This is a genomic window from Streptomyces roseolus (genome assembly GCF_014649855.1).
Taxonomy (GTDB): Bacteria; Actinomycetota; Actinomycetes; order Streptomycetales; family Streptomycetaceae; genus Streptomyces; species Streptomyces roseolus.
The window spans coordinates 21721-31112 of record NZ_BMTV01000052.1 but is presented as its reverse complement, the minus strand read 5'-3'; the positions used below and the strand labels follow the sequence as shown (position 1 = coordinate 31112).

Genomic DNA, 9392 nt, shown 5'->3' with positions numbered 1-9392 from the left:
CGTTCGTCAGATCCCCACGTCCCACAGGACGTGATCATCAACGAACAAGATCCACTTTCGCAACAGACCCTAGGCCGCTTCTTCCGGATCGGGGCGGATCGGGGAGCCGCGTCCCGGCGGCGGGCGCCTCCCCGGGCCTTCTCCGAGACCTTCGATTCGCGAGAGCGGACATATCGAGACAGGATCGGGCGTAGCGGGGGCGCGAGCCCCCGCACGGTCGAGGAGGCGCCGTGTCTGAGCTCATCGTGATCGGGTACGAGGACCGTGCCGTCGCCGAGGAGGCCCTCGGCACCGTGCAGGACCTGCAACGCGATCAGGTCGTCGGGCTCAACGGCCTCGCCGTCGTCTCCGTCGACGCGGAGGGGCGCACCCACGTCGACACCTCCAACCGGGTCGTCGGGGTGACCGCCGCGACGGGCGCCCTGTGGGGCACCATCTTCGGCATCCTCTTCCTCGCCCCCGCCGTCGGCGCCCTCACCGGAGCCGCGCTCGGCGGGCTCGTCGGACGGCTCAGCCGGTCGGGCGTCGACGACCGGTTCCGGCAGCAGGTCGGCGATCTGCTGCGTCCCGGCACCGCGGCGGTCGTGATCATGGCGGCCAAGCTCACCGAGGACAAGTTCACGGCGGCGATGCAGCGCCACGGCGGCACCGTCCTGAAGACCTCCCTCAGCGACGCGGACGAGAAGGAACTCGCCGAGCAGCTCGCCGGAACGGAGTGACGGCGCCCGTCCGTCCGCCTGCGCGCGCCCGCCCACATGCGCCCGTCCGCCGTGCTCTTCCCCACCCCCACAGGAAGGCCCCCCATGGATCCCGTGCTCAGCAGTGAGGTGCTCGCGAAGCTGCGTCAGCCCCGGCCGTATCCGGCCGTCTCGCTGGTGATGCCCACCCACCGCCGCGAACCGGACAACGCCCAGGACCCGGTGCGGCTGCGCAATCTGCTCGCCGAGGCCGAGAAGAACCTCACCGGCGATCCGGACGTGCCCCGCGAGCGCCGGCTCGACATCCTCGACCAGCTGAGCCGCGCCGCCGCCGAGGTCGACCTCGCGCACGCCGAGGACGGGCTCGTGATCTTCGCGGCGCAGGGCGAGCACCAGGTGTGGTCGCTGCCCAGGACCGTGCCCGAGCGGGTGGTCCTCGCGGACACCTTCCTCACCCGCAACCTCGTCGCCGCCCGCGCCGCCGAACAGCCCTACTGGGCCCTCGCCGTCGCCGCGGACCGGGTCTCGCTGTGGAGCGGCGACCCCCAGCGGGCCGTCGAGGCCACGCGGGAGGGCTTCCCGCTGACCCGCGACCTGGAGCCCCAGGACGTCGAACGCGAGGAGCGCGTCGGCGACGTCCCCAGCACCTTCCGGGACGAGGCCACCCGGCAGTTCCTGCGCGAGGCGCACGGGAAGCTGCGGGTCCTGCTCGCCGCCGAGCCCCGCCCGCTGTACGTCCTCGGCGCCTCCGAGGCCCTGGGGCTCCTGGAGGAGCTGGGGCCGCCGGCGCCGGACACCGTGACCGTCCCGCACGGCGGGCTCGCCGAAGGCCCGGCCGCCGCGGTCCACGCCGCCGTCGAGCCGGCCCGCGCCGCCCGCGAGGCCGACGCCGTCTCGGGGCTCCTGGCCGACCTGGACGCGGCCCGCGGCCGGCGCGAGTTCGCCGGCGGCATCGACGAGGTGTGGCGGGCCGCGAAGGAGGGCAGGGCCCGGCTGGTCGCCGTCGAGGACGACTTCCGGACGGTCGTACGCGAAGAGGGGGAGCACCTGGAACCGGCCGAGGCCGGCGACCCCGGGGCCCGGGACGACATGGTCGACGAGATCGTCGAACGGGCCCTGGACACGGGCGCGGAGGTGCGGTTCGTGCCCGGCGGCACGCTCGACGGCCGGGACCACATCGCGGCCGTCCTGCGCTACTGACCCCCGCCGCACCGCACTCGCCGCACCGTCGGGACAGGACGGGACGCCCGTACGTACGACGGGCGTCCCGTCCTCCGTGTCCGTCCTCGCCCCCCGGCCCCCCGCTCCGTGCCGCCGTCAGGGCGCCTCGTCCACCCGGAAGGCCAGCATCGCCGTGTCGTCGCGGTGGTCCGAGAGGCCCTGGAGGATGCGGAGCAGGTCCGGGAGGTCCCGGCGGCGGCAGAGGGCGGCCTCGGAGGCCAGCCGTCGCTGGCCCTCGTCGATGGGGGCGGAGGGCGTCTCGATGAGCCCGTCGGTGTACAGCAGCAGGGTGTCGCCGGGGCCGAGGACGTGGGCGTGGGTCGTACGGAGGAGGTCCGAGGCCACGCAGAGCGGTGGATCCGCCGCGCCGGGGAGGTAGCCGGCGTCGCCGGCGGCCGGGACGACGAGCGGCGGCGGGTGGCCCGCGCTGGACCACGTCAGCAGCCACGTGCCGTCGGCGCGGCGGCGCAGCACGGCGTGCAGGGCGGTGGCCAGCGGGGCCGTGCCGAGACCCGAGGAGGCGTGGTCGAGGCGGGCGAGCACCGCGTCCGGCCTGGCGCCCGGCCCGCCCGCGTACGCCAGGGCCCGCAGCATGCTCCGCATCTGGCCCATCGCCGTCGCCGCCGTCAGGTCGTGGCCCGCCACGTCCCCGATGCCGAGGACGAGCGTGTCGTCCGGCAGCGTGAAGGCGTCGTACCAGTCCCCGCCGATCTCCCCGGTGGAGCCGGCCGGCTGGTAGCGCGCGGCCAGCGTGCCGCCCCGCACCCGCGGCGGCTCGGTCAGGTGCGCCCGCTGGAGGCCGAGGGCGGTGCGGCGCGCCTGCTGGAGGTCGAGGACCTTGCGGATCGGGCGCTGGGCGTGGTGCAGGACCTCGCGCAGGAGTTCGGTCTCGGCCGGGCCGGGGATGGGCGTGTCGCCGTTGCTGCTGGTCGCGGCGTACCCGAGCACCCGGTCCTCGACGATCAGCGGGATCAGCGTCAGGCTGGTGGCCCCCGAGGCGTGCAGCCACCGTTCGCTCACGGTCGGGATCAGCCCGGCCGGCACCGGCGCGCCCGGCACGAGCCGGAAGGTGACCGGCTCCCGGTGGTCGAGGACCCTCCGCACCGCGGGCGTCACCGCCACGCCCTGCCCGCGCAGCGCCGGCGGCGCGGGCAGCCCCGGCCGGGTCGCCGAGGCGATCCGTCGCGCCGTCACCCCCGCGTGCTCCGGCAGCGGCCACTCGTCGTGCGAGAGGAGGAGGACCAGGCAGGCGTCGGTGAGTTCGGGCACCACCACCTTCACCACCTCGGCGAACGCCTCGTGCAGACCCGCTCCCGACACCGCCGCCACCTGGGCGAGGAGCCGTTCGCGCAGCCGGGTGCCCCAGGCGTCCTCGACGTCGGCCGTGGCCGCCACCCACTCGGTGAGCCTGCCGTCCCGCAGGACCGGCACGGAGCGGGTGGACATGTGCCGGTACGAGCCGTCTCCCGCCCGCACCCGGAACGTCGCCTCGAACACCGCGGGCCGCCCGCCGGCCGCGCGCCGCCACGCCTCGCTCAGCCGCTCCCGGTCCCTCGGGTGGATGTGCGCGTACCAGCCTTCGTCCGCCCGTCGCCGCCAGGGCGTGCCCGTCAGCTGCTCCCAGCCGGGGACGATCTCCTCCATGACGCCGTCGGGCCCCATCACCCACACCATCTGCGAGACGGCGGAGACCAGCGCCTCGTACCGCTGGAGCGTCAGCGTCTCGGCGGTGGTGTCCATGGCCAGGACGAGGATCCCGGGCCCCTGGTCGGTGGTGACGGCGCTGCACGAGTAGACGAAGTGCCGGGCCTGCCCCGGATGCCCGGGGTCGGGCCGCCGCTCGCCGACGACCTGCCGGGCCCGTCCCGTGTCCCGTACGGACTCCAGCACCGCCAGGAAGCGGTGGCCGTCCGAGTCCGGGAACGCCTCCCGCGCCGGGAGCCCGAGCCGCCGCGCCCCGAAGAGCCGGGTGAAGGCGGAGTTCGTGTAGATCAGCCGCCCTTCGGGACCGGCGAGCACGGCGACGGCGGCGACGGTCCCGTCGAACATGCGCGGATCGACGGGGCGCCCGCCGTCGGCGGCGCCCGTGCCGCGGGCCGGGCCCGTGCCCGTACCGGAGTCGTCGGGTCCGGGGCCGTCCGGGCCTCCCGTGGTTTCGCCGGCCTTCACGCTCCCATCATCAGGGCCCGGGACGTTTCCGGCAGGCCGTCGGCCGGGTCGCGCGGCGGTCGCGCGGCGTGGTTGACGCGCGTCGACCCCAGGGTCCAGGCTTCCCTCCGACAGGTTCGCTGACAGATGCATGACATGTCCTGGCGCGCCCGCGCCGGGGCTCGTGCACCCGTTGAGGTGGAGGCCCGCCCGATGCTCCTGCACAGCCGCGCTCCCGTTCCCTCCGTGTCCCGTGTGTCCCCCGTCTCCCGGCTCCTGCTCGCCCTCGTGCTGCTGGCCGCCGCCCTCACCGGTGTCGTCGCCGGCGCGGGCACCGCCCGCGCGGACGGGTGCTACACCTGGTCCCGCACCCTCTCCCAGGGGGCGAGCGGCGCCGACGTCACCCAGCTGCAGATCCGCGTCGCGGGCTACCCCGGCTACGGCGGCGTCCTCGCCGTCGACGGTTCCTACGGACCCGCCACCGCGGCCGCCGTGAAGCGCTTCCAGGCCGCCTACGGACTCGCCGCGGACGGCGTCGCCGGACCCGCGACCTTCAGCAAGCTGTACGCCCTGCAGGACGACGACTGCACGCCGATCCACTTCAGCTACGCCGAACTGAACAACTGCAACTCCACCTGGTCCGGCGGGGCCGTCAGCGCCGCCACGGCCAAGTCGAACGCCCTGCGGACCATGTGGAAGCTGGAGGCCCTCCGGCACGCCCTCGGCGACGAGCCCATCCGGGTGACGAGCGGCTTCCGCAGCACCTCCTGCAACGCGGCGGTCGGCGGTGCCACCGACAGCCGGCACCTGTACGGCGACGCGGCCGACCTCGGCTCGGGGCCGCACTCCCTGTGCCGGCTGGCCCAGCAGGCCCGCTACCACGGCTTCAACGGCATCCTCGGCCCGGGCTACCCCGGTCACTCCGACCACGCCCACGTCGACCACCGCCCGAGCCGCTACTGGTCCGCCTCCTCCTGCGGCATCTGAGCGGGCCACCCCGCGCCACCCCACCGGCCCGGACGCGCGCCCCCGCGCGGCCGGGCCGGTGCCCTGGGCGGGTGAGTGCTCAGTACGTGACGCCGACGTGCGCCAGCGCCTGCTTCAGGAGGACGCCGTGGCCGCCCGGCATCTCGCTCTGCACCGCGGGGGAGGCGGCTTCCCTCGGGCTGAACCACACCAGGTCGAGGGCGTCCTGACGGGGGCGGCAGTCGCCGCTGACCGGGACGACGTACGCGAGCGAGACGGCGTGCTGGCGGGGGTCGTGGAACGGGGTGATGCCGGCCGTCGGGAAGTACTCGGCGACCGTGAACGGCTGGAGGGACGCGGGCACGCGGGGGAGGGCGACCGGGCCCAGGTCCTTCTCCAGGTGCCGCAGCAGGGCGTCCCTGACGCGCTCGTGGTGCATGACCCGTCCGGAGACGAGGGTGCGGTTGATCGTTCCGTCGGCGCCGATGCGGAGCAGCAGTCCGATGCTCGTGACCTCGCCGCTGTCGTCCACCCGGACGGGAACGGCGTCGACGTACAGGATCGGCATCCGGGCGCGGGCCGTCTCCAGCTCGTCGGAGGTCATCCAGCCGGGCGTGGTCTCAGTCATGTCAGACATCGCCTGATCATACTTTCCGCCACGGCCGCGCGACCCGGATTCCGGCATCCGTCGTTCGGGTGAGCCGCGGCGCCCGCCGGGGCCGGGCCGGCGCCCGGCCGGGCGCCGGCCCCGCCTCACTTCACCGAACCGGCCATCACCCCCTGCACGAAGTGCTTCTGGAAGGCGAAGAACACCACCAGGGGCACGACGAGGGAGAGGAACGCCCCCGGCGCGAGGACCCCGATGTTGCTGCCGAACTGCCGCATCTGCGACTGGAGCGCCACCGTGAGCGGCTGGGACTCGCCGTCCGCGAAGAGCAGCGCCACCAGCATGTCGTTCCACACCCACAGGAACTGGAAGATCGCCAGGCTCGCGAGCGCCGGCCGCCCCAGCGGCAGCACGAGCCGCCGGAAGATCCGCCACTCGCCGCCGCCGTCGATGCGCGCCGCCTCCAGCATCTCCCGGGGGATCTCCGCGAAGAAGTTCCGCAGCAGGAAGACCCCGAACGGCAGCCCGTACGCGACGTGGAAGAGGACGACACCGGCCACCGTCCCGAACAGCCCCACCGCGCCGAAGAGTTTGGCCACCGGCAGCAGCCCGATCTGCACCGGGACCACCAGCAGTCCGACGACGACCAGGAAGAGCCAGTCCCGCCCCGGGAACTCCAGCCACGCGAAGGCGTATCCGGCGAGCGCCGCCACCCCCACCACCAGGACGGTGGTGGGCACGGAGATCAGGACGGTGTTCCAGAACGCCTGGACGAGCCCCGAATCGTCGAGCAGCGCCCGGTAGTTGTCGAAGGAGAGCTGCGACGGCTCGGTGACCGAGGTCCACCAGCCGTCCGCGGCGTTGTCCCGCTCCGAACGCAGCGAGGAGAGCAGCAGCCCGGCCAGCGGGGTGACCCACACCAGGGCGACCAGGACGAGCAGCGCCTGCACCGCGGAACTCCCGAGCCACCGCGTCACCTTCGTGGTCCTCATCGCGAACCCCCCTTCCGGAAGCGCCGGATGTTGAACACCATCGCCGGGACGACCAGCAGGAGCAGCAGCACGCTCAGCGCGCTGCCGAGCCCCTGGTCGTTCCCGCCGCCGAAGGAGACCAGCCACATCCGCGTGGCCAGGACGTTCGCGTCCTCCTGCACGGGTCCCGGGGCGATGACGTAGACGAGGTCGAAGACCTTCATCACGTTGATCACCAGCGTCACGAAGACCACCGTGAGGACGGGTGCGAGCAGCGGCACCGTGATCCGCCGGAAGATCTGCCGCTCGTTCGCGCCGTCCACCCGGGCCGCCTCCAGGACGTCCCGGGGGAGGGCGGCGAGCCCCGCCCCGATCAGCACCATGGAGAAGCCGGTCCACACCCACAGGTAGGCGCCGATGATCGCCGGGGTCACGAGGGCCGGGCCGAGCCAGTCGACACCGCCGTACCCGGCGGCGAAGTTCGCGGCCGGCACCCGCAGCCGGTACGTCCCGTCCCCGAGCCCGTCGAGGCGGAAGGTGCCGTCGGCGGCCGTCCGCGCGGACGCCGCCACCGCCCCGTCCTCCCCGACCGCCTCGACCGTCATCCCGGGCAGCCCCTTCTCCCGGGTGTCGACGACCCCCGCCCGGCCCCCCGCGCCGGGCGCGAAGTCCAGGTACACGGTTCCGGCCAGGCCGTCCGGCGCCGGCTCGGGGGTCCGGGCCGCCGTCGCACCCGCGGGCACGGCTCCGGGGGCGACGCCCACGAAGGGCAGGACCGCGACGGAGCCGGGCCGCAGCCCGCCGCTCGTGTACCCGTCGGCCGGGGCGCCGCTGAGGCCCTCGCCCTCCCGGGCGCGGGCGGTCGGGTACGGGGACGGCTCGTCGAAGGCGTCGTGGACGCCCACCACGACCGCGTTGAGGACGCCCCGGTCGGGGTCCTGCTCGTACGCCAGCCGGAAGACGATGCCCGCGGCGAGGAAGGACACGGCCATCGGCAGGAAGAGCACGAGCTTGAACGCCGTCGCCCACCGGACCTTCTCGGTGAGCACGGCGAGCACCAGGCCGAGCCCGGTGAGCAGCACCGGGGCGACGACCACCCAGACCGCGCTGTTGCGCAGCGCCTTCAGGGTGGCCGGGTCCCGGAACATCTCCGCGTAGTTGTCCGCGCCGACGAACCGGTCGCCGCTCGCGTCGAACAGACTGCGGCCGACGGAGAAGACCACCGGATAGGCGACGAGCGCGCCGAGGAGCAGCAGCGCGGGGAGGGCGAAGGCGGCGCCCAGCAGCCGCCTCCGGCGCAGGGCCCGCCGCCGCGGATCCGCGGCGGCGCGCGCCTTCGGCCGCCGGGGCGTGCGGGGCGGTCCGTCCGAGGGGGACCGCGGGGCGGTGGCGGAATCGGTGTTCCCGGGAGGCCGGTCCATGGCGGGCCCGGCCTCAGTTCCCGTACGCCTTGGCCGCCGCGGCCTCCAGCGCGGCCGCGGTCCGCTTCGGGTCCGAGGGGTCGCGGAGGAAGTCCTGGAGGAGCTTCCACTCACCGGCGCCCTTGGTGCCGCCGAACGCGGCCGGCGCCTGGTCGGACATGTCGAAGCGGACGGAGTCCCCGGCGGCGACGAGCGAGGCGGCGGTGGCGCGGGCGGTGTCGTCCGCGTACGCCTCCGGCTTCACGTCCTTGTTGGGGGAGAGGAAGCCGCCGGCCCCGGCCCACACCTCGGCGGCCTCGGGGGTGGCGAGGAACTCCAGGAGCTTCATCCCGGCGTCCGCGTTCTTCGCGTCCTCGAGGACGACGGCGGCGTCCCCGCCGCTCACCACGGGCGCCTTCCCGGAGCCGACCGGCGGGAAGGGGAAGAACGCGGCGTCCTCCCCGGGCTTCCGGCCGAACTCGTCCCTGGCGACGCCGCCGACGAAGTCGCCCTCGTAGACCAGGGCGGCCTCGGGTTCCGGGCCGAAGACCTTCTCCACGGAGCCGGGGAAGTCGGTCCGCAGCGCCTCGGCGGCACCGCCCGCGACGAGCCGCTCGTCCTCGAACACCTCGGCGAGGGTGGTGAGCGCGGTGACGACGCTGGGGTCGGTCCACTTCAGCTCGTGCCGGGCGAGCAGGTCGTACTTCTCCGGCCCCGCCTGCGACAGGTAGACGTTCTCGAACCAGTCGGTGAGCGTCCAGCCGTCCTCGCCGGCCACGGCGAACGCGGGCAGGCCCGAGTCGGCGAGCGTCCGGCCCGCCGCGAGCAGTTCGTCCCAGCTCTTCGGCTCGCCCACCCCGGCCTGCTCCAGGGCGTCGGGGGCGTACCAGACGGTCGACTTGTGGGCGGCCTTGAAGTAGAGGCCGTAGAAGGTGCCGTCGACCGTGCCGTACTCCTTCCAGACCGGCGCGAGGTTCCCGGAGGCGGTGGTCGTGGTCCGCTCCGAGAGCGGCTTCAGCCAGCCCGCCTCGGCGAACTGCCGGAGCACGCCGACCTGGGGCACGAGGACCACCTCGGGGGCGTTGCCGCCCTCGATCTTGCTGCCGACGAAGGTGGAGACGTTGTCGCCGGAGGGGACGAAGACGGTCTTGGCGCCGGTCTTCGCGCTGAACGCGTCGAGGACCTTCTTGAAGTTCTCCTGCTCGCCGCCGGTCCACACGCCGGCGACGGTGACGGTCGTGCCGGCCAGTTCCCCGCCGGACTTCGGCCCCGCGTCGCCGCCGCAACCGGTGGCGGTGAGCGCCAGCGCGAGCGCCGCGGAGAGCGCGCCCGCGGCGCGGAGGGTCGTGAGGGAGGGTCGTCGCATGGTCGTCCTTCCTTC

8 protein-coding genes are annotated in these 9392 nt (G+C 74.5%); 3 read left to right on the top strand and 5 right to left on the bottom strand.

The window, feature by feature from the left end; all coding sequences use genetic code 11:
• Positions 1-230: 230 nt before the first annotated feature.
• On the top strand, positions 231-719 hold the full coding sequence (locus IE245_RS35445; RefSeq protein WP_189955380.1) for a DUF1269 domain-containing protein: 489 nt from the start codon (positions 231-233) through the stop codon (positions 717-719).
• An 84-nt stretch (positions 720-803) separates the two neighbouring features.
• Entirely contained in the window at positions 804-1898 is a 1095-nt protein-coding gene (locus IE245_RS35440; protein ID WP_189955378.1) for a baeRF3 domain-containing protein, read from the top strand.
• 117 nt (positions 1899-2015) lie between these two features.
• Here IE245_RS35440 and IE245_RS35435 read toward each other — a convergent pair whose 3' ends face one another.
• Positions 2016-4088 (bottom strand): SpoIIE family protein phosphatase, encoded by a 2073-nt coding sequence (locus IE245_RS35435; RefSeq protein ID WP_189955376.1) that lies wholly within the window; start codon positions 4086-4088, stop codon positions 2016-2018.
• A gap of 234 nt (positions 4089-4322) precedes the next feature.
• On the opposite strand from IE245_RS35435, the gene IE245_RS35430 reads away from it, so the two are divergent.
• On the top strand, positions 4323-5054 hold the full coding sequence (locus IE245_RS35430; protein ID WP_229852028.1) for a D-Ala-D-Ala carboxypeptidase family metallohydrolase: 732 nt from the start codon (positions 4323-4325) through the stop codon (positions 5052-5054).
• Positions 5055-5133: 79 nt separating this feature from the next.
• On the opposite strand, the gene IE245_RS35425 is transcribed toward IE245_RS35430, so the two are convergent.
• The 4 genes from IE245_RS35425 to IE245_RS35410 form a co-directional block, all read right to left on the bottom strand.
• Complete coding sequence (locus IE245_RS35425) at positions 5134-5661, bottom strand: NUDIX hydrolase family protein (RefSeq protein ID WP_189955388.1); 528 nt, start codon at positions 5659-5661, stop codon at positions 5134-5136.
• A 125-nt stretch (positions 5662-5786) separates the two neighbouring features.
• A complete protein-coding gene (locus tag IE245_RS35420; protein WP_189955366.1) occupies positions 5787-6632 on the bottom strand; it encodes a carbohydrate ABC transporter permease in 846 nt (281 codons plus the stop codon).
• Positions 6629-8032, bottom strand: coding sequence for a carbohydrate ABC transporter permease (locus tag IE245_RS35415; RefSeq protein WP_189955364.1), 1404 nt, complete (start codon positions 8030-8032; stop codon positions 6629-6631). Before IE245_RS35415 ends, IE245_RS35420 begins: the two co-directional genes overlap by 4 nt.
• 13 nt (positions 8033-8045) lie before the next feature.
• Positions 8046-9377: an ABC transporter substrate-binding protein gene (locus tag IE245_RS35410; RefSeq protein ID WP_189955362.1), complete on the bottom strand. Its 1332-nt coding sequence runs from the start codon at positions 9375-9377 to the stop codon at positions 8046-8048.
• Between the last annotated feature and the right edge of the window lie 15 nt (positions 9378-9392).